The sequence below is a fragment of the Janthinobacterium violaceinigrum genome, assembly GCF_009208555.1.
Classification (GTDB): domain Bacteria; phylum Pseudomonadota; class Gammaproteobacteria; order Burkholderiales; family Burkholderiaceae_D; genus Janthinobacterium; species Janthinobacterium violaceinigrum.
Window position 1 is genome coordinate 15509 of record NZ_WFLI01000016.1, and the last position, 19097, is coordinate 34605.

Here is a 19097-nt window from a genome sequence, read left to right on the forward strand (position 1 = left end):
CGTCAATTGTGCTGCATTGATTGTGCCGCCTCAATCCTGTTCGTCAATCGGCGGCAGCAGATCGTGTTCCTGGCCGTCGGCCAGCAGCAGCACGGTGCTGCCTTGCGCCGCGCCTTCCCCGTCGCCATAGTCGTAGCCGAACGGCGCCGCCACTTCCTTCGAGACGATGACGGGCTCTTCTTCGGCTGCGGCCGGCGGTGCCGCGGGCTCGTCGGGATTGGCCGCCGCTTCCGCCGGCGGCTGCGTCAGCAGCAGCGCCACTTCGGCCATGGCGCGGAACAGGGGCAGCGACAGCGTCGCGGCCGCCGCCTGCATCGGATAGTTGCCGTGCACGCGCTGTGCGTGCAGCTGGCGGTTCAGGCGGCAGCGCACCAGGCGCAGGCCCGCGCGCCGCACGGCGTCGGCGATCTCGGGCAGGGCCTGGCGCAAGTGGTGCAGGGCGCCGTCTTCATCGGCGGCCAGTTCCAGCAGCACGCCATCGCCGGCCGGCTCCATCTGGATCACCACCCGGCCGATGCCGATGATGATCACTTCGACGCGCAGCGCCACCTTGCCGCGCCGCTTCGGCGCGGCGTCTTCATCTTCGTCGCTGGCCAGCACGCGCAGCAGCAGGCGTTGGCCGGCCCATCCATACACGGCAAAGCGCCACGCTTCGCTGTCCACCGTCAATGGCGGACGGGGGCCTTCGCGCAGCAGGGCCGGCTGCTGTTCCGCCATGAACAGGTTGCCCGGCACATGCTGGCCGCGCGCCTGTTCCTGCAGGGCGGCGTACTGTTCGCCATAGGTCTTGACCATCACGCGCCACGAGGCGGCCAGCTGCGCCGCGTCGGGCGGCTGCCATATCAGCTGGCGCGTGAAGAACAGCTGATTGACTTGCATGGCGCTGCTGTCGCGCGGCATGGCGCCGCCCGCACCGTCGGCATTGGGCTTGATGAGCGACGCCAGGCCGTCCTGGCCCTGCTGCAGTTGCGCGGGCAGGGTGCCGGCATCGGGCGCGGGCGCCATGTAGGGGCCGATGGGCACCAGCGGCTGCACCACGCCCGGCACCATGGGCGTGGCGGGGCTGACGTCGAGGCGCTGGGTAATCAGGGGAGCCGGATTGCCCGATGAAATACGGTCTATCGCCATGCCATTGCTTCCAGGTGGTAAGTATGAATAAGATCCGCCATCGCGCCCGGCCAGCAATTATTGTAGTAGAGAAAGAATCAGCTTGCTCATGCTCTGGCTTTGCTTGAGCATGGCCGTACTGGCTTGCATCAGCATCTGGGCCGAGGTCATGTTGGCGCTTTCCGCCGCATAGTCGACATCCATGATGCGGCCGATGGCGGTCTTGGTGTGGGTGATCATGTTGGACAGGTTATTGTAGACATGTCCGAGCCGGTTTGCCGTGGCGCCCAGCGCCGAGCGCACGCTGCCGACCTTGTCGATGGCCGCCGCCAGTTGGTCGATCATGCCGTTGGCGCTGCCGTTGCTGGCAAATTCGCTGCCCGCCGTGGCGCCTGGCGCGAAATTGACCGAGATCGCCTGCAGCGCCGCATCCAGGCTGCCCATGTCGCCGGACACGTCAAATTGCATGGTTTCGCTGCCGCTGGCGCCGATCTGGAACGTCATCGCTTGCGACAGGGTGCCCTTGCCGGCGCTGCCATTGCCCAGCAATAAAGTGCCGCCATAGCGGGTGTTCGTCATCACGTTGTACAGCTCGGCACCCAGCGCATCATATTCGCCCTGCATGGCGTCGCGGTCTTTCTGGTTCGACGAGGCGTCCGCCGCCTGCGTGGCCAGGTCTTTCATGCGCACGAGCATGGCGGTGACTTCGCCAAACGCGCCTTCGGCCGTCTGCAGCAGCGAGGTGCTGTTTTGCGTGTTGCGCATGGCCACCGCCATGCCGCTGGTCTGGGCGCTCAGCCGGGTGGCGATCTGCAGGCCGGCCGCGTCGTCCATGGCCGAGTTGATGCGAAAGCCCGTGGCGAGGCGCGTCATCGACGTCGACAGCATTTGCTGGGCCCAGCCCATGGCCCGCTGGGCTGACAGTGCGGCAGTATTGGTATGAATGCTCAGCACGTGGCGGCTCCGGTAGGCGATTGTTCGGTGTTCTACCTTGTATAGGCGACTATGCCGGCAACATCGTTAAACGTGATGGCAATTTAGTTAAATATGCCGGGAATGCATGGTTGTACGGGCGAAAAAAAAGCCAGACCGGAGTCTGGCTTCGAGGCACGGGCCGCAAGCGGCCAGGGCGATATTATTGCAGCAGGGACATGACCATCGAGGACATGCTGTTGCTTTGTTTCAGCATCGCGGTGCCAGCTTGCAGCAGCATTTGCGACGACGTCATGTTCGAGCTTTCGGTAGCGAAGTCGGTGTCCATGATGCGGCCGGTAGCGGCTTTGGTGTTGGTGGCGATGTTCGACAAGTTGGTGTTGACGTGGTCCAGACGGTTGGCCGTCGCGCCCAGTGCCGAACGCACGGTGCTGACGCTGTCGATGGCGGTAGCCAGCAGGCCGATGGTGGCGTTGGCGGTGGCGGTCAGTTCCGTTGCGCCCGTCGATGCTGCCGACGAGAAGTTTTTGCTCAGGCCGGTCAGGGCTGCGTTCAGCGCGGTCAGGTTGCCCGACACGTCGAAGCTCATTTTTTCCGTCGAGCTTGCGCCGATCTGGAACGTCATCGAGGTCGACAGCGTGCCGGAGGCAGCAGCCGCGCCGTCGCCCAGCAGCTTGGTGCCGCCGAACGTGGTGTTGGTCATGACGTTGTACAGCTCTTGACCCAATGCATTGTATTCAGCTTGCATTGCGGTTTTGTCGTTGGCGGTCGACGAGGCATCGGAAGCTTGGGTAGCCAAGTCTTTCATGCGCACCAGCATGTTGGTGACTTCGGCGAATGCGCCTTCAGCCGTTTGCAGCAGCGAGGTGCTGTTTTGCGTGTTGTTCATCGCAACGGTCATGCCGCTGGTTTGTGCTTTCAGGCGGGTTGCGATCTGCAGGCCGGCAGCGTCGTCCATTGCCGAGTTGATGCGGAAGCCGGTGCTCAGGCGCGTCATCGAAGTCGACAGTTTGGATTGGGTATTCGAGATCGAATTTTGTGCCGACAGGGAGGCAGCGTTGGTGTGAAGGCTCAGCATGGTGTCATTCCTAATTGGGTGGTTACGGTGAGGAGCGACGGTTTATCTGCTCCTATCAGTACAAGACGACCGTGCCGCCACCTTAATTAAATGCTTTAAGGAAATTTCTTAAAATAATTGGTATTTCTTGTTTCGCCGGCCCGTTCGGCGGGTATTGCGGCATGCCTGCGCCCGCTGCACACGAAAAAAAAGCCAGACCGGAGTCTGGCTTCGAGGCACGGGCCGCAAGCGGCCAGGGCGATATTATTGCAGCAGGGACATGACCATCGAGGACATGCTGTTGCTTTGTTTCAGCATCGCGGTGCCAGCTTGCAGCAGCATTTGCGACGACGTCATGTTCGAGCTTTCGGTAGCGAAGTCGGTGTCCATGATGCGGCCGGTAGCGGCTTTGGTGTTGGTGGCGATGTTCGACAAGTTGGTGTTGACGTGGTCCAGACGGTTGGCCGTCGCGCCCAGTGCCGAACGCACGGTGCTGACGCTGTCGATGGCGGTAGCCAGCAGGCCGATGGTGGCGTTGGCGGTGGCGGTCAGTTCCGTTGCGCCGGTCGATGCGCCGCTGGAGAAGTTCGCGCTCAGGCCGCTCAGGGCCGTGTTCAGCGTGGACAGGTTGCCCGATACGTCGAAGCTCATTTTTTCCGTCGAGCTTGCACCGATCTGGAACGTCATCGAGGTCGACAGCGTGCCTTTGGCTGCGCCGCTACCGTCGCCCAGCAGCTTGGTGCCGCCGAACGTGGTGTTGGTCATGACGTTGTACAGCTCTTGACCCAATGCATTGTATTCAGCTTGCATTGCGGTTTTGTCGTTGGCGGTCGACGAGGCATCGGAAGCTTGGGTAGCCAAGTCTTTCATGCGCACCAGCATGTTGGTGACTTCGGCGAATGCGCCTTCAGCCGTTTGCAGCAGCGAGGTGCTGTTTTGCGTGTTGTTCATCGCAACGGTCATGCCGCTGGTTTGTGCTTTCAGGCGGGTTGCGATCTGCAGGCCGGCAGCGTCGTCCATTGCCGAGTTGATGCGGAAGCCGGTGCTCAGGCGCGTCATCGAAGTCGACAGTTTGGATTGGGTATTCGAGATCGAATTTTGTGCCGACAGGGAAGCAGCGTTGGTGTGAAGACTCAGCATGATGTCATTCCTAATTGGGTGGTTATGGTGAGGAGCGACGGTTTATCTGCTCCTACCAGTACAAGACGACCATCCTTTCCGTTTTATTAAATGCCGTGTGGAAATTTATTTTCCATTGACTGAATGGCAATGTTGGCAGATTCAATCCGCCACGCCGCCGTGTTCCGCCTCCCATTGCCGGCGGCTGCTCTTCAGGATGTCGATGACCAGCAATGCCTTCGCTTCGTCGGCGCACAGGTCTTCCATGAACATGGCGTTATTGTTGCGTACCCAAGGCAGCGGCATTTCCCACCATGCCAGCTCCAGCAGCGCGGCACGGACTTTTTCCGTGAAACGGTAGCGTATCAGGCGCGCCGGCGACCCCGCGTAAATGCCATAGGGTTCCGAGCGGAAATTGGGCGGCAGCAGCGAGCGGGCGCCGATGACGCAGCCGTTTTCGATCACGCTGCCGCCCAGCACCATCACTTCGTCGCCGATCCAGACATCGTTCTTGATCACCGTGTCGGCATACTGTGGCGGGGGCGCATTTTTCAAGCCGCCGCCGAGGATGGACAGCATGTACGTCGAGATCGTGCGCATCTCATGCTGGCCATTGAGGATGAAACTCAGGCGCGAGCCGCCGGCCACATAGCGGCCGACGCACAGGCTTTGCTGGCCGCTGTCATATTTCACCAGCGAACCGACGCCGAAACAGGAGCCGCGTCCGATATAGAAGTGGCCGCTCTCCGGTTCCTGGTCCAGCCAGTTGCGGAAAAACTGGTGGGGCAGGGTGCTGATGGCGCCATCCGCGTAGCCCAGCACCGTGAACTGGGCCGACCAGGGGTGGTTTTCCGCCACGCCGGAGAAATTGGTTTCGGTGGAAATTTGCATCAGGCGATGTTCCGTACGGGTTCTTGTTGCAGCGCGGGGGCGGCGATCATGGCGATAATGGCGTCCACGGTTTCCATCGCCAGGTCCGGATAGATGGGCAGGCAGATCACCTGCGACGACGCCAGCCGCGCCACGGGCAGGTTCGCGTGCGCGGCGGACGGCATGCCGCGGTACATGGGGAAGTCGCTGATGAGCGGATAAAAATAGCGGCGCGCGTAGATTTCCTGGTCGCGCAGCAGCTGGAACAGGGCGTCGCGCGACAGCGGGTAGCCGGGGCCCACGAGGATGGGGAAATACGCGTGGTTGGCCGCCTCGCCGTCGCCCTGCTGCAGGCAGGTGATGCCACCGATGCCGGCCAGCTGCTGGCGGTAACGCGCATCGATCGCCTTGCGCTTCTGGCGCGCGCCGTCGATGCCCTTGAGCTGCAGCAAGCCGAAGGCGGCGTTGATCTCGCTCATCTTGCCATTGATGCCGGCGGCCACGACGGTCACTTCATCGACGAAGCCGAAGTTTTTCAGGTGGTCGATGCGCTGCTTGGTCTTGGCGTCGGGACAGACGATGGCGCCGCCTTCGAAGGTGTTGAAGATCTTGGTGGCGTGAAAGCTGATCACGGACAGGTCGCCGTGATTGAGCACGCTGCCGCCCCGGTGGCGCACGCCGAACGCATGGGCCGCATCGTAGATCACCTTCAGGTTGTAGTTGTCGGCGATTTTTTCGATCGCTTCGATGTCGCATGGCCGGCCGTAGCAGTGCACGGGCATGATGGCCGTCGTCTGCGGCGTGATGGCCGCTTCTATCTTGCTCGGGTCGAGGTTCAGGCTGTCCGGCTCGATGTCGGCAAACACGGGCTTGATGTTATTCCACAGCAAAGAGTGGGCGGTGGCGACGAACGAGTACGGCGTCGTGATCACTTCGCCATTGATGCGCAGTGCCTGCAGGGCCGTCATCAGGGCCAGCGTGCCGTTGGCGAACAGGCAGATGTGCTTGACGCCCAGGTAGTCGCACAGCGCCTGCTCCAACTGTTGGTGGAAGGGGCCGCCGTTGGTGAGGATCTTGTTGTCCCAGATCGTCTCCAGGTACGGCAGGAAATCCTCCAGCGGCGGCAGCAGGGGCTGGGTGACATAGACGGGTTTGTTTTTTTGAGCGCTCATCATAATCCGATCGGCGGGTTGGGCACGGCAACGGGGGCTTCGAACGAGACGGGCGGCAAGCCTTCGCACCAGCGTTGCCAGATGATGCGCAGGCCGTTTTCCAGGCCTTCCGTGATCAGCTTGGGCTTGCCCAGGGTGGAGCGTTCCAGGCGGTGCCGCATGCTGAAGCGGTAGGCGCCCAGCAGCATGGGGTTGGCCGCCATGGCCACGCTGCGGCGCACGAAATCATCTTCGTCGGTGGCGACAAAGTCATCGAGTTCGACCTGGCGCATGATCATGTTGCCGGCGCGGCTAGGCATGGTCGGGCCTGCCGTCGTGAGCGTGGGCACGCCCATCCACAGCGCATGCAGGGTCGTCGTGCTGCCGCAATACGGGAAGGCATCGAGGCAGATATCGATGCGGTGATGGATGGCCATGAACTGGGCCATGCCCGTGCGCCCTTCGAAGGTCAGGCGTTCCGGCGCAATGCCTTCTTCCGCGAACCAGGCCGCCAGTTGCGGCGGCGCCTCCGATTTCGGCATGGCCGCCACGATCATCCTGGCGTCGGGGACGGCGCGCAGCACCCTGGCCCAGCGCGCGATGACCTGGCGGTTGATCTTGTTGGTACGGTTGAAACTGCCAAACGTGATATAGCCATTCGTCAAAACGGGCGCGGGCTGGACGCTGGGCGCCACCTTGGACGGCAGGAATGGCACGCAGGCGGGGAGCAGCAACAGCTTTTCGGAGAATTGGTCGCCCAATTCGTCCGGTGGCGTGAAGAACTGGTCGCCCAGATAGTAGTCGATCGATTGCAGCCCCGTCGTGAGCGGGTAGCCGATCCAGCTGGCCTGCACCGGGGCGGGCTTGGCGGCAAACATGAGCAGCCGGTTCTTGCCCGTGTGGCCGGACAGATCGATCAGGATGTCGATGCCATCGTCGCGGATCAGCTGGCCCAGGTCCGGATCGGACAGGTGCTCGACCTGGCGCCAGTGGGGAATGACTTCCTGCAGGCGCTTCGTGATATCGTCGTTTTGCGGATTGTTGTGGTATGCATACAGCGACAACTTGGCGCCATCGGCGATATTTTCCAGTATCGGAATGAGGAAATGCGGCACCGGATGGTTGTGCAGGTCGCCCGACACGAAGCCGACTTTCAAGGTGCGCAGCGGGTCGCGGACATTGCTGTGCCCTGCGTGTTCCTTGGCGATATGCGTTTCAAAGGTGTCGCTGAAGCGCTGATGCTCCGCATACAGCGCCTGCGGATCGATCTCGGTGCTATGCGACAGCAGGAACAGGTAGTTGCTGAACAGGGTTTCCCACAGGGGGCAGACGGCCAGGCCCTTGCGGCAGGCTTCGATGGCTTCTTCTATCCGGCCGATATTGCTGAAAGTGGCGCTGATGTTGACGTAGGCATCACGATAGTCGGGATTGATTTCCAGTGTCCTGTGGTAGCACTCGAGCGCCAGCAGCTGTTCGTTCATGAGCACGTAGCAATTGCCGAGTGCAAAGTGCGCGCGCTCGAATGCGGGGTCGATCTCGAGCACAGCCAGATACGTCTGCTTGGCCTGTTCCAGCTGCTTTTGCGCCTGCTGCGTCGAGCCCAGGTTGCACAGCGCCGAGATGTTTTTCGGTTCCAGTGCAAGCGCGCGCTCATAGGCGGCGGTGGCTGCGTCGTATTGCTCGAGCTCTTGCAGGGCGACACCCAGGTGGTTATGCGTTTCGCTATCGCCGGAATCGAGTTCCAGGGTGCGGCGGTACGCCTCCACCGCGAGGGGATAGCGCTTGATGGTGCTGTAGTAGTCGGCCAGTTGCCGGTGGCTCGCGGCGCTGTCGGGGGCCAGGTCGACGGCTTGCTGGAAGTATTTCAGGGCGTTGTCGCGGTCTTCGGCGGCGCCGTAGGCGATGGCGAGCTGGCCGCTCGCTTGCGCATCGTCCGGCTGCAGGCGCAGCACTCTTGCGCAGTACTCGATGGCCGCCGTGTAATTCTTCTGTTTGCATTGCAGCAACCCCAGATTGCTCAGCGCCTGGGGGAAATCGCCATCGAGCGCGATCGCCCGTTCATACGCGGCGATGGCTTCCTCGGCCTGGTCCAGCGACTGGAGGGCGCGTCCCAGGTTGTTGTGCAGCTTGGCATCGTCGGGATGCAACTCGATGGCGCGCCGGTAGCTGGCCACGGCGCCCGCGTAGTCTTCGGCCCCATGCAGCGCCGCGGCCAGATTCGCATGCGCCGCCTTGGTGTGGGGCGCCAGTTGCAGCACGGCCCGGTAGCTGACGATGGCCGCTTGCCATTGCTGCAAGTCTTGCTGGGCATTGCCCAAATTCAGGTAGATTTCAGCATCGCCCGGCAGCAGGGCCAGCGCGCTTTGATAGCACGCGACGGCTTCGGCGCTGCGCTGCATCGATTGCAGTGTATTGCCGAGATTGAAATGGCCCTTGGCGTAGTCGGGACGCAGCGCCAGCGCTTGCCGGTATGCCTGTTCGGCCTGTTCCAGCTTGCCCTGTGCCTGCAGCGCCGCCGCCAGGTTGCCATGCGCCTCGACAAAGTCCGGATTCAGTTCCAGCGCCCGCGTATAGCTGTCGATCGCCTGATCGTACATGCCCCGTTCCTGCCATGCGGTGCCCAGATTGCCATGCGCTTCGGCATCGTTGGGCGCCAGTTGCGCGGTTTTTTGCAGGGCTTCGAAGGCATCCTTGCCCTGCAGTTGCAGGGAGGTGCCCAGCACGCTCCAGGCAAAGTCCGATTCGGGGTAGCGCTGCGTCAAGGCGTGGCTGGCCGCTTCCAGTTCGGCATGGCGGCCGGCTTGATACAGCTCAATGACGTGCTGCGTTTCCTGCGCCGTCGGCGTGCTTGCGATTGCCGTTTCGATGCGGCTGCGCAAGCCCTGCGACTGTTCGTTGTCGAGGCCGCGCGCGATGGCCGCCGTGACGATCTCCAGCGCCTGTTCGCGTTCGCCCGCCTTGAGCAAGCCATCGGCATACGACAGCCAGAACTGGCCTTCGTCGGGGTTCACCGACAGCGCCTTGTGCAGGTATGGCAAGCCGGCCTGGTATTGCCCGACCTGTCCCGCCAATAAGCCCATATTGTGGTTGGCAATGGCGTGATACGGCTGTGCCTGCAAAATCGCCAGGTAAAGCTCTTCCGCCTCGGCAAAACGGCCAGCCTGGTGTTCGGTGATTGCCTGCTGTAATTCGGCGTCGAGGGGCACTGCGGGGGGGGCGGTTGCGTTCATGGGCGGGCGGCAGTTGAAATATTTAGCAAAGGGAATTGTAACTGGTGGAAGTGCTTCTGAGAAACTTTCCAGGTGGAATTTATCCGGGAATGCTGTCGCAATGCAAACTTGGTGTTGCTGGCTGGTCAAAGCGGGGGGGAAAGTGGCTGTTTTCGAACAATCCGGACGCCGGACGGGCGGCATGCCTAGCGCCGGGCTGCTGGTATGATGCCCGGGATGGGCCCATTCCTTGCCGGATGGCTGCCGCCCGATTTCGTTCACTTTTCAGCTTGAATATGCAAAACATTTTAATCATAGGCTCGTCGGGCCACGCGAAGGTCGTCATCGACGTGGTTGAACGGCAGGGGATATTTCACATTGCGGGCTTGATCGACGCGTTTCGGACGGTCGGCGAGGAAACCTCGGGCTATCGCGTTCTTGGCGCCGAGTCCGATTTGCCGGTCCTGGTGGAAAAGCTCGCTGTCGCAGGCGTGCTGGTGGCCATCGGCGACAACTTTGTAAGGGCAAGCGTGACTGCCCGCGTGGCGGCATTGTGTCCGCAGCTGCCATTCGTCAGCGCCGTGCATCCGCAGGCCAGCGTCGCCAGGGCCGTGCGGCTCGGCGCGGGCAGCGTGGTGATGGCGGGGGCGGTGATCAATCCCGGATGCGACGTCGGGCAGGGCTGTATCGTCAATACGCGCGCCTCGCTCGATCACGATTCCGTGATGGAGGCCTTTGCCAGCCTGGCGCCCGCTGCTGCGACAGGTGGCGGCTGCTTCATCGGCACGGGCAGCGCCCTGGGCATGGGCGCCTTGCTGCTGCAGCGCATGCGCATCGGCAGCCATTGCGTGGTCGGTGCCGGCGCCGTGGTGACGCGGCCCGTGGCCGATCTGTGCGTCAGTTATGGCGCGCCGGCGAAAACGATACGCAGCCGCCTGGCCGGCGACAAGTATCTGTAAGGCCGCGGCAGCCGAAGCGGGGCGGCGCTACCGGATGCGGTAGCGCCGCTGCTGCGGCATGCCGGACGGCGCTTACATGTTTGGATAGTTCGGTCCGCCGCCGCCTTCCGGTGTCACCCACACGATGTTCTGCGTCGGGTCCTTGATGTCGCAGGTCTTGCAGTGCACGCAGTTCTGCGCATTGATCTGCAGGCGTTCGGCGCCGTCGTCGTTCTTCACGAACTCGTACACGCCGGCCGGACAGTAACGGGCTTCCGGACCCGCATACGTGGCCAGGTTCACGTCGACGGGCACGCTGGCGTTCTTCAACGTCAGGTGGATGGGCTGGTCTTCTGCGTGGTTCGTGTTCGAGATGAACACGGACGACATCTTGTCGAAGGTCAGCTTGCCATCGGGTTTCGGATACACGATCTTCTTCGACTGGGCGGCCGGTTTCAGGCATTCGTGGTCGCCATGCGAGTGGTGCAGGGTCCAAGGCGCCTTGCCGCGGAAGATCAGCTGGTCGATGCCCGTCATCAGGCTGCCCAGGTACAGGCCTTTCGACAGCCATGGCTTGACGTTGCGCGCCACGTGCAGTTCTTCATGCAGCCACGATTGCTCAAACGCGACAGGGTAGCTCGTCAGTTCGTCGTGCTGGCGCTGTTCGCCCAGGGCGCCGAAGGCCGCGTCCGCCGCCAGCATGCCGCTCTTGATGGCTGCGTGGCTGCCCTTGATGCGGCTCATGTTCAGGAAGCCCGCATCGCAGCCGATCAGCGCACCGCCCGCAAACACCAGTTTCGGCAACGATTGCAGGCCGCCGGCCGCAATCGCGCGCGCGCCGTACGAGATGCGCTTGCCGCCTTCGAAGAACTTGCGGATTTCCGGATGCGTCTTGTAGCGCTGGAATTCCTCGTACGGGGACAGGTAAGGATTCTCGTAATTGAGGCCGACGACATAACCGACCATCACCTGGTTGTTTTCCAGGTGGTACAGGAAGGAGCCGCCGTAGGTTTTCGTGTCCAGCGGCCAGCCGCTCGAGTGGATCACCAGGCCCGGCTTGTGCTGGGCGGGGTCGATTTCCCACAGTTCCTTGATGCCGATGCCATACGATTGCGGATCCTTGCCGGCGTTCAAATCATACTTGGCCATCAATTGCTTGCCCAGGTGGCCGCGTGCGCCTTCCGCAAACAGGGTGTACTTGGCGTGCAATTCCATGCCCAGTTGGAAGTCGGGGCCCGGTTCGCCGTCGCGCTTGACGCCCATGTTGCCGGTCGCTACGCCCTTCACGGAGCCGTCGTCGTTGTACAGGATTTCCGCGGCAGGGAAGCCGGGGAAGATTTCCACGCCCAGGTTTTCCGCCTGCTGGCCCATCCAGCGCACCACATTGCCCAAGGAAACGATGTAGTTGCCGTGGTTTTCAAAGCAGGCAGGCACGGCGAAGCCCGGCGTTTTATATGCCTTGGTCTCGGTCAGGAACAGGATGCGGTCTTCCGTCACTTCCGTGTTCAGGGGCGCGCCCAGTTCTTTCCAGTTTGGAATCAGTTCCGTCAGCGCTTTCGGGGCCATGATGGCGCCCGACAGGATATGCGCGCCCAGTTCGCCGCCTTTTTCCAGTACGCAGACGGACACTTCCTGGCTCTTTTCAGCGGCCAGCTGCTTCAGGCGGATCGCGGCCGCCAAGCCTGCGGGGCCGCCGCCCACGATCACCACGTCGTACTCCATGGTTTCGCGCGGTCCGTACTGTTCAACTAAGTTATTAGGCTGTGTCATGGTCTCGATTTATAGTCACTAAATGGGTGGGTGAGGAATCTTCGAAGAAATTTAAGCACGAGTGTGCTTGTTTTTGGCGAGGATTGCAACTTTGGCGCCATTTTGCGTGACATTGCCCCTCGCCGCAATCTAAATCCGGCCATTTTGTGTAATGATGGCGTTTACTTTTGCTCGAGTGCGCCGCGGGCGATTTTGCCCGCCTGCCATCGGCACGGCGCAAAGTGTTATCTAAAATAAAACAGGAGTAGCTCGTGGGCATAGAAGTCAATTTCGAGGGCAAGATTGCCCTGATTACCGGCGCATCGAGCGGCCTCGGCGCGCGCTTTGCGAAAGTGCTGGCCCAGGCCGGCGCGCAAGTCGTGCTCGCTTCGCGCCGCACGGAACGCCTCAAGGAGTTGCGCGCCGAAATCGAAGCGGACGGCGGTGCCGCGCACGTGGTGTCGCTCGACGTGACCGACTTTGCCAGCATCAAGTCGGCCATCGCGCATGCGGAAACGGAAGCGGGTCCCATCGATATCCTCGTCAACAATTCCGGTGTCTCCACCACGCAACGCCTGGTCGACGTCACGCCCGAAGATTACTCGTTCGTGATGGATACCAATCTGCGCGGATCATTCTTCGTGGCCCAGCAGACGGCCAAGCGCATGATCGCGCGGGCCAAGGGCGACCCGAAGAAACAGCACCGCATCATCAATATCGCCTCGATGGCGGGCTTGCAGGTGCTGCCGCAGATCGGCGTGTATTGCATGAGCAAGGCGGGCATGGTGCACATGACGCGCGCCATGGCCGTGGAGTGGGGCAAGTACGGCATCAACACGAACGCCATTTGTCCCGGCTACATTTCCACGGAAATCAACGAAGATTACTTTGCCACCGAGCAGGGCAAGAAGCTGATCGAAATGCTGCCCAATAAACGTCCGGGCAAGCCGGAAGACCTCGATGGCTTGCTGCTGTTGCTGGCGGGCGAGGATTCGCATTTCATCAACGGCGCCATCATCTCCGCCGATGGCGGCATGAGCACGTTTTAACGCCATAAAACCTGCTGCGCGTCGCGCTTAGCGGCCTGCGATGCTCACCGGCTCGGCGCCCCCGTGCGAAAGCATGGTTGCGCTTCTCGGCCACAAATCGCTGCCGCTCGCGACGGTTTTACTTGGCGTTAAACGATAGTCACCCTGGCTGCAGCCCTAGCGCTGCAGCTGCAAGCCCACCAGCTTGTGCACCAGCTCGGACGACGTGGAAGCGGCGAACTTGCGCATCAGCTTGGCACGGTGCATTTCCACCGTGCGGGGGCTGAGGTCGATCTGGCGGGCGATGACCTTGCTGGTCTTGCCTTCCACCAACAGGGCAGCGATTTCGCGCTCGCGCGGGGTCAGCTCCGCCGTCACGGGACGCTTCTCGCTGACATCCTCGAACGTCCAGATGCCCGGCCCCAGCGGCTGCGCGGCCAGCATGGCGTGGCCCGTGACGTGGCACCAGAACAATTCCCCATTGCTGCGCCGCATGATGCGTTCGTCCGAATAGCGGCCTTTGGCGTTCATGATGGGAATGATGCGGTCACCGGTGCGCAGGAATTCATCGTGCGTGGGGTAGAGTACTTCGAACGACTGGTCGTCCAGCTGGGCGCGTGCATAGCCGAACATGGCTGCCAGTGCTTCGTTGCAGCTGCGCATGATGCGGTTTTCCGACATGCACATGCCCACGGGCGCGTGCAGGAAGATGCTTTCATAATCGATGGCTGACGCGGCGTTCATCTGATACGTATCACTCTCACAGGGGGATTGCCGGCACGGCGCCGGTAGTTCTACGGTATTGTACTTTCCACTCGCGTATTTTATGCTGAGTCGCTGCCTGAGTCATGGACTCAAGACCAAAGCTTAACAAAAGATAGAGGGACACCCATGAATAAAGTTTATCCTGACGCCGCCTCGGCGCTGGCCGGTATCGTCCAAGATGGTCAGACCATCGCCGTCGGCGGCTTCGGCCTGTGCGGCATACCCGAAGCCCTGATCGGCGCCTTGCGCGATTCGGGCGTGACGGGCCTGACGGCCATTTCCAACAACGCGGGCGTGGATGGCTTCGGCCTGGGCCAGTTGCTGACCACGCGCCAGATCAAGAAAATGATCGCCTCCTATGTGGGCGAAAACAAGGAATTCGCGCGCCAGTACCTGGCCGGCGAACTGGAGCTGGAATTCACGCCGCAAGGCACCCTGGCCGAGAAGCTGCGCGCCGGCGGCGCCGGCATTCCCGCCTTCTTCACGAAAACCGGCGTGGGCACCATCGTTGCCGACGGCAAGGAACTGCGCGAATTCGACGGCGAACAATACGTGATGGAACGCAGCCTGGTGGCCGATGTATCGCTGGTCAAAGCCTACATGGCCGACCGCGCGGGCAATTTGGTCTACCGCAAGACGGCGCGCAATTTCAACCCGAACGTGGCCATGGCGGGCAAGATCACCATCGTCGAAGTGGAAAAACTGGTGGAAGTGGGCGAGATCGACCCGGACCAGGTGCATACCCCCAGCATCTTCGTGCACCGCATCGTGGTCAACGCGAACCCGGAAAAACGCATCGAGCAGCGCACCGTGCGCGCCGAAGCTTAAAAAAGAATACGGAGAACATCATGGCTTGGACTAGAGACGAAATGGCCGCGCGCGCGGCGAAAGAATTGCAGGACGGTTTTTATGTGAACCTGGGCATCGGCTTGCCGACCCTGGTGGCCAACTACGTGCCGGAGAATATCGAAGTGTTCCTGCAGTCGGAAAACGGCTTGCTGGGTATCGGCCCGTTTCCCACCGACGATGAAGTCGATGCGGACCTGATCAACGCGGGCAAGCAGACGGTGACGGCCTTGCCGGGCGCCGCCTACTTCAGCTCGGCCGACTCGTTCGGCATGATCCGCGGCGGCAAGATCAACCTGGCCATCCTGGGCGCCATGCAGGTGTCGGAAAAAGGCGACCTGGCGAACTGGATGATTCCAGGCAAGATGGTCAAGGGCATGGGCGGCGCCATGGACCTGGTGGCCGGCGTCAAGCGCGTCGTCGTGCTGATGGAACACGTGGCCACGGCCAAGGATGGCACGACGTCGCACAAGCTGCTGAAACAGTGCGACCTGCCGCTGACGGGCGTGGGCGTGGTCGACGTCATCATCAGCGACCTGGGCGTGATCGACGTGACGGAAAACGGTTTGAAACTGGTGGAACTGGCGCCAGGCGTGAGCAAGGAACAAGTGCAGGCGGCCACGGGCGCTGAGCTGGACGTGTCCGCCGTGTAAGCAAGCGGAGCGTCGTATCGAAGCAGGGCGGACAGCGATGTCCGCCCTTTTTTTATGCGCCAGCCTTGCCGCGCAAGCCGTCCAGGCTGTAGGCGCCGGCGCCCGCTGCCGCGAAATACAGGAAGGCGAAGCAGTACATGACGGCCATTTCGCCGCCGTTCAGGATGGGCAGGAAGGCGGCTGGCGCGTGCATCATGAAATAGGCGACGGCCATCTGGCCCGACAGGATGAAGGCGACGGGACGCGTGAACAGGCCGACCAGCAGCAGGGCGCCGCCCACCAGTTCCAGCACGCCGGCCGCGCCCATCAGGGAAAACAGTTGCAGGCCGTCGAACATGGCCACGTGGGGCGCGCCGAACAGCTTGGCGGTGCCGTGCTGGATGTACAGGAAGCCGAGGATGATGCGCAGCAGGCCCAGCAGGCGTGGGCTCCAGGTGGCGTAGAAGGCGGGCGTGAGGGACATGACGTACTCCATTCAAAAGGGTGGATGGTTCGGTGTCAGGCTTGCATTAACGCAATGTCATTATGCGGGAGCTTGCCGGCGAACAGTGGTGTAACTGTAATCGTTTTTCATTCATTGATCATCTAATGAAATATTGATGCATGATTTACTCTATGTTGATGATGCAATAAAACCCGCGCGCATGAAAAAAGCCCCGCAGATCGCTCTGCGGGGCTTTTCAATGAAGCGTACGGCTTACTTGACGATATTCACGGTCGGGGCGACATAGGCGTCGTCGGTCGGATGGGTTGGATGGGCCAGCTCGCTGTGCAGCTTGTCCATGTCCAGTTCTTTTTCCCATTTCGACACGACGATGGTGGCCACGCCGTTGCCGACAAAGTTCGTCAGCGCGCGGCATTCGCTCATGAAGCGGTCGATGCCCAGGATCAGCGCCATGCCGGCCACGGGGATGGTCGGCACCACGGCCAGGGTGGCGGCCAGGGTGATGAAGCCGGCGCCCGTGATGCCGGAGGCGCCTTTCGAGGTCAGCATCGCCACGCCCAGGATGGTGAGCTCTTGCCAGATCGTCAGGTCCGTGTTGGTAGCCTGGGCCACGAACAGGGCAGCCATGGTCATGTAGATGTTGGTGCCGTCCAGGTTGAACGAGTAGCCGGTAGGCACGACCAGGCCGACCACCGGTTTCGAGCAGCCCAGGCGCTCGAGTTTTTTCATCAGGGCCGGCAGCGCCGATTCCGACGAGCTCGTGCCCAGCACGATCAGCAGTTCTTCCTTGATGTACAGCAGGAAGCGGCCGATGGAGAAGCCCGTGTACTTGGCGATCAGGCCCAGCACGACGAAGACGAACAGGAAGCAGGTCAGGTAGAACGAACCCATCAGTTTAGCCAGCGGGATCAGCGAAGCCAGGCCGTATTTACCGATGGTAAAGGCCATCGCGCCGAATGCGCCGATGGGAGCGACTTTCATGATGATGTTGACCATGCCGAAGATGGCATGCGACAGCTCGTCGATCAGCTTGGTGACGGGACGGCCGCGCTCGCCCAGCAGGGACAGCGAGAAGCCGAACAGCACGGCGATCAGCAGCACCTGCAGGATGTCGCCCTTGGCGAAGGCATCGACGAAGGTCTTCGGGATGATGTTCATCAGGAAGTCGACGGTGGTCATGCCTTCGGCGTGCGTGTATTGCGCGATCGACTTGGCGTCCAGGTGGGCCGGATCGGCGTTGAAGCCGGCGCCCGGTTTCAGGATATTGGCAACCAGCAAACCGATGGCCAGCGCGAACGTGGAGACGATTTCAAAGTACAGCAGGGCCTTGCCGCCGACCCTGCCGATTTTCTTGACGTCCTGCATGCCCGCGATGCCGGAGACCACGGTACAGAAGATCACCGGGGCGATGATCATCTTGATCAGTTTGATAAAGCCGTCGCCCAGCGGTTTCATGTCGACGGCGTTCGAAGGGTAGAACACCCCCAGCAGCACGCCGGCCACGATGGCGAACAGCACCTGCACGTACAGGATTTTATAGAATGGTTTTTTCACGAGTGGTCTCCTCTTGCGGGTTGATGCTGCGATCATCCGCCCATTGCCAGGCCCGCTCAATTGTGGATAACCGCAGATATGCATTTTCGCTATATCGGGTATTGCCCCATGACTGGCGTGCTGCGGCGCAGCATTTCAGGCGTGCGCTTGGAGCATTGCCCGCGCTGCGCTACACTGCCGTAGCGTCGCGCGCGAGGCAACCGGCAAATCGCCGGTTTCTTTGTTTTTTACTACCAAATAACGACGCCGGACAAAACCGTAGCGAGCGGAAGGAAGTTGTGGCCGAGAAGCGCAACCGTACTTTGGTACGGTGAGCATCGCAGGCCGCAACCACCGACGCGCAGCAGGTTTTTTCCGGTGTGATAAGGAATGGCATGATCGAAGCGAGCATCAAATCCGTCCAGTGCATCTCCCCCGCAGGCTTGCACACCATGTCGTACAAGGAGTGGGGCGCACCCGACAATCCGAACGTGCTCGTCTGCGCCCATGGCGTGACGCGCGTGGCGGACGACTTCGACAACCTGGCGCGCGCCATGGCCAGCGATTACCGCGTCATCTGCCCCGACGTGGTGGGGCGCGGGCGCTCGGGCTGGCTGGCCAATCCGCAGTTTTACCGCGTACCGCAATATGTGAGCGACATGGTGACCCTGCTGGCGCGCGTGCTGGCCAATGGCGAGCGCCAGACGGTGGACTGGTTCGGCACCTCGATGGGCGGCTTGATCGGCCTGGGCCTGGCATCGCTGCCCGACAGCCCGATCAGCAAGCTGGTCCTGAACGATATCGGCCCCACCCTGGCGCCGGAAGCGTTGCAGCGCATCGGCGACTACATCGGCCAGGACTTGCGTTTCGAAACCTTCGAGCAGGGCGCCAAGTTTGTGCGCGACGTGTCCGCCAGCTTCGGTCCGCATACGGACGCGGAATGGCATAAACTGGCGGTGGATGTACTGCGGCAAGACAAGGATGGCCACTGGCGCCGCCACTACGATATGGGCCTGGCCATGCCGTTCCGCTCGGCCACGCCGGAATCGGCGGCCAGCGACGAAGCCATGCTGTGGGCCGCATACGATGCCGTGCGCTGCCCCACCTTGCTGGTGCGCGGGTCGGAATCGGACTTGCTGTCGCACGAAACGGCCACCTTGATGCTGGGCCGCGGCCCGAAGGCGGAACTGGTGGAAATCGCCGGCGTGGGCCACGCGCCCACGTTCGTCCACGACGACCAGATCGCCATTGCCCGCAAGTTTTTGCTGGGCAAATAATAGCCGGTAACGCTGTACAGATTTTGAAACGACTGAAAGAAGAGCATGGAAATTACACGACTGCACGTAGGCAAGCGCCTCTCCGAAGTAGCCATACACAACAACACCATCTACCTGGCCGGTCAGATCGCCGAAGACACGACGCAGGGCATCGTCGGCCAGACGCGCGAAGTGCTGGGTCACGTCGACCGTTTGCTGATGGAAGCGGGCAGCGACAAGACTTGCATCCTGTCCTGCCAGATCTACATCGCCGACATGAAGGATTTCCCCGGCATGAATGAAGTGTGGGACGACTGGGTGGCGTCCGGCCACACGCCGCCGCGCGCCACGGTGGAAGCGAAACTGGCCAATCCGGCTTGCTTGGTAGAAATCGTCATCATCGCTGCAGAGCGCTAAGTTATTCAGTTATTCAGTTAT

17 protein-coding genes are annotated in these 19097 nt (G+C 61.6%); 6 read left to right on the plus strand and 11 right to left on the minus strand.

What is annotated here, in order from left to right:
- Positions 1 to 30 precede the first annotated feature (30 nt).
- From GCN75_RS15000 to GCN75_RS15030, 7 genes are all read right to left on the minus strand, one after another.
- Positions 31 to 1128, minus strand: coding sequence for a hypothetical protein (locus GCN75_RS15000; RefSeq protein WP_152283215.1), 1098 nt, complete (start codon positions 1126 to 1128; stop codon positions 31 to 33).
- A gap of 57 nt (positions 1129 to 1185) precedes the next feature.
- A complete protein-coding gene (locus GCN75_RS15005; protein ID WP_152283216.1) occupies positions 1186 to 2061 on the minus strand; it encodes a flagellin N-terminal helical domain-containing protein in 876 nt (291 codons plus the stop codon).
- 181 nt (positions 2062 to 2242) lie between these two features.
- Positions 2243 to 3118 carry a flagellin N-terminal helical domain-containing protein gene (locus tag GCN75_RS15010; RefSeq protein ID WP_152255272.1) on the minus strand — a complete coding sequence of 292 codons (876 nt, stop codon included), beginning with the start codon at positions 3116 to 3118 and terminating at the stop codon, positions 2243 to 2245.
- A 243-nt stretch (positions 3119 to 3361) separates the two neighbouring features.
- The gene (locus GCN75_RS15015; protein WP_152283217.1) at positions 3362 to 4237 is read right to left on the minus strand and encodes a flagellin N-terminal helical domain-containing protein; all 876 of its coding nucleotides are present in this window, start codon (positions 4235 to 4237) and stop codon (positions 3362 to 3364) included.
- A gap of 141 nt (positions 4238 to 4378) precedes the next feature.
- Positions 4379 to 5107 carry an LbetaH domain-containing protein gene (locus GCN75_RS15020; protein WP_152283218.1) on the minus strand — a complete coding sequence of 243 codons (729 nt, stop codon included), beginning with the start codon at positions 5105 to 5107 and terminating at the stop codon, positions 4379 to 4381.
- On the minus strand, positions 5107 to 6261 hold the full coding sequence (locus tag GCN75_RS15025; RefSeq protein WP_152283219.1) for a DegT/DnrJ/EryC1/StrS family aminotransferase: 1155 nt from the start codon (positions 6259 to 6261) through the stop codon (positions 5107 to 5109). Before GCN75_RS15025 ends, GCN75_RS15020 begins: the two co-directional genes overlap by 1 nt.
- Positions 6258 to 9467, minus strand: a complete 3210-nt coding sequence (locus GCN75_RS15030) for a tetratricopeptide repeat protein (protein ID WP_193317521.1) — start codon at positions 9465 to 9467, stop codon at positions 6258 to 6260. The genes GCN75_RS15025 and GCN75_RS15030 overlap by 4 nt, the downstream gene beginning before the upstream one ends.
- Positions 9468 to 9742: 275 nt before the next feature.
- Between GCN75_RS15030 and GCN75_RS15035 the strand changes: the two genes are divergently transcribed.
- Positions 9743 to 10405, plus strand: a complete 663-nt coding sequence (locus GCN75_RS15035) for a NeuD/PglB/VioB family sugar acetyltransferase (RefSeq protein ID WP_152283221.1) — start codon at positions 9743 to 9745, stop codon at positions 10403 to 10405.
- Positions 10406 to 10477: 72 nt separating this feature from the next.
- Here GCN75_RS15035 and GCN75_RS15040 read toward each other — a convergent pair whose 3' ends face one another.
- The gene (locus GCN75_RS15040) at positions 10478 to 12154 is read right to left on the minus strand and encodes an electron transfer flavoprotein-ubiquinone oxidoreductase (RefSeq protein ID WP_193317522.1); all 1677 of its coding nucleotides are present in this window, start codon (positions 12152 to 12154) and stop codon (positions 10478 to 10480) included.
- Between the two features lie 251 nt (positions 12155 to 12405).
- Between GCN75_RS15040 and GCN75_RS15045 the strand changes: the two genes are divergently transcribed.
- Positions 12406 to 13182 (plus strand): SDR family oxidoreductase, encoded by a 777-nt coding sequence (locus tag GCN75_RS15045; RefSeq protein WP_034752351.1) that lies wholly within the window; start codon positions 12406 to 12408, stop codon positions 13180 to 13182.
- Between the two features lie 156 nt (positions 13183 to 13338).
- Here the strand turns inward: GCN75_RS15045 and GCN75_RS15050 are convergent, their stop codons facing one another.
- On the minus strand, positions 13339 to 13905 hold the full coding sequence (locus tag GCN75_RS15050; protein ID WP_034784217.1) for a LuxR C-terminal-related transcriptional regulator: 567 nt from the start codon (positions 13903 to 13905) through the stop codon (positions 13339 to 13341).
- 147 nt (positions 13906 to 14052) lie between these two features.
- On the opposite strand from GCN75_RS15050, the gene GCN75_RS15055 reads away from it, so the two are divergent.
- Both GCN75_RS15055 and GCN75_RS15060 read left to right on the plus strand, forming a co-directional pair.
- Complete coding sequence (locus tag GCN75_RS15055; RefSeq protein WP_077403224.1) at positions 14053 to 14754, plus strand: CoA transferase subunit A; 702 nt, start codon at positions 14053 to 14055, stop codon at positions 14752 to 14754.
- 20 nt (positions 14755 to 14774) lie between these two features.
- Complete coding sequence (locus GCN75_RS15060; RefSeq protein ID WP_152255279.1) at positions 14775 to 15425, plus strand: CoA transferase subunit B; 651 nt, start codon at positions 14775 to 14777, stop codon at positions 15423 to 15425.
- A 52-nt stretch (positions 15426 to 15477) separates the two neighbouring features.
- On the opposite strand, the gene GCN75_RS15065 is transcribed toward GCN75_RS15060, so the two are convergent.
- Together GCN75_RS15065 and GCN75_RS15070 are read right to left on the minus strand one after the other, a co-directional pair.
- Positions 15478 to 15888, minus strand: coding sequence for a DoxX family protein (locus GCN75_RS15065; protein ID WP_152283222.1), 411 nt, complete (start codon positions 15886 to 15888; stop codon positions 15478 to 15480).
- Positions 15889 to 16122: 234 nt separating this feature from the next.
- Positions 16123 to 17460 (minus strand): dicarboxylate/amino acid:cation symporter, encoded by a 1338-nt coding sequence (locus tag GCN75_RS15070; protein ID WP_226938839.1) that lies wholly within the window; start codon positions 17458 to 17460, stop codon positions 16123 to 16125.
- A 338-nt stretch (positions 17461 to 17798) separates the two neighbouring features.
- Here GCN75_RS15070 and GCN75_RS15075 point away from each other — a divergent pair, with 338 nt between their 5' ends.
- Together GCN75_RS15075 and GCN75_RS15080 are read left to right on the plus strand one after the other, a co-directional pair.
- Positions 17799 to 18680: an alpha/beta fold hydrolase gene (locus GCN75_RS15075; protein WP_152283223.1), complete on the plus strand. Its 882-nt coding sequence runs from the start codon at positions 17799 to 17801 to the stop codon at positions 18678 to 18680.
- A 45-nt stretch (positions 18681 to 18725) separates the two neighbouring features.
- Entirely contained in the window at positions 18726 to 19076 is a 351-nt protein-coding gene (locus GCN75_RS15080) for a RidA family protein (protein WP_034784210.1), read from the plus strand.
- Positions 19077 to 19097: the final 21 nt, after the last annotated feature.

Bases quoted from the DNA above. Each gene is read 5' to 3' on its own strand.
- GCN75_RS15000 (WP_152283215.1), bottom strand. From the start codon at position 1,128: ATGGCGATAGACCGTATTTCATCGGGCAATCCGGCTCCCCTGATTACC.
- GCN75_RS15010 (WP_152255272.1), bottom strand. From the start codon at position 3,118: ATGCTGAGCCTTCACACCAACGCTGCCTCCCTGTCGGCACAAAATTCG.
- GCN75_RS15015 (WP_152283217.1), bottom strand. From the start codon at position 4,237: ATGCTGAGTCTTCACACCAACGCTGCTTCCCTGTCGGCACAAAATTCG.
- GCN75_RS15020 (WP_152283218.1), bottom strand. From the start codon at position 5,107: ATGCAAATTTCCACCGAAACCAATTTCTCCGGCGTGGCGGAAAACCAC.
- GCN75_RS15025 (WP_152283219.1), bottom strand. From the start codon at position 6,261: ATGATGAGCGCTCAAAAAAACAAACCCGTCTATGTCACCCAGCCCCTG.
- GCN75_RS15030 (WP_193317521.1), bottom strand. From the start codon at position 9,467: ATGAACGCAACCGCCCCCCCCGCAGTGCCCCTCGACGCCGAATTACAG.
- GCN75_RS15035 (WP_152283221.1), top strand. From the start codon at position 9,743: ATGCAAAACATTTTAATCATAGGCTCGTCGGGCCACGCGAAGGTCGTC.
- GCN75_RS15040 (WP_193317522.1), bottom strand. From the start codon at position 12,154: ATGACACAGCCTAATAACTTAGTTGAACAGTACGGACCGCGCGAAACC.
- GCN75_RS15050 (WP_034784217.1), bottom strand. From the start codon at position 13,905: ATGAACGCCGCGTCAGCCATCGATTATGAAAGCATCTTCCTGCACGCG.
- GCN75_RS15055 (WP_077403224.1), top strand. From the start codon at position 14,053: ATGAATAAAGTTTATCCTGACGCCGCCTCGGCGCTGGCCGGTATCGTC.
- GCN75_RS15060 (WP_152255279.1), top strand. From the start codon at position 14,775: ATGGCTTGGACTAGAGACGAAATGGCCGCGCGCGCGGCGAAAGAATTG.
- GCN75_RS15065 (WP_152283222.1), bottom strand. From the start codon at position 15,888: ATGTCCCTCACGCCCGCCTTCTACGCCACCTGGAGCCCACGCCTGCTG.
- GCN75_RS15070 (WP_226938839.1), bottom strand. From the start codon at position 17,460: ATGATCGCAGCATCAACCCGCAAGAGGAGACCACTCGTGAAAAAACCA.
- GCN75_RS15075 (WP_152283223.1), top strand. From the start codon at position 17,799: ATGATCGAAGCGAGCATCAAATCCGTCCAGTGCATCTCCCCCGCAGGC.
- GCN75_RS15080 (WP_034784210.1), top strand. From the start codon at position 18,726: ATGGAAATTACACGACTGCACGTAGGCAAGCGCCTCTCCGAAGTAGCC.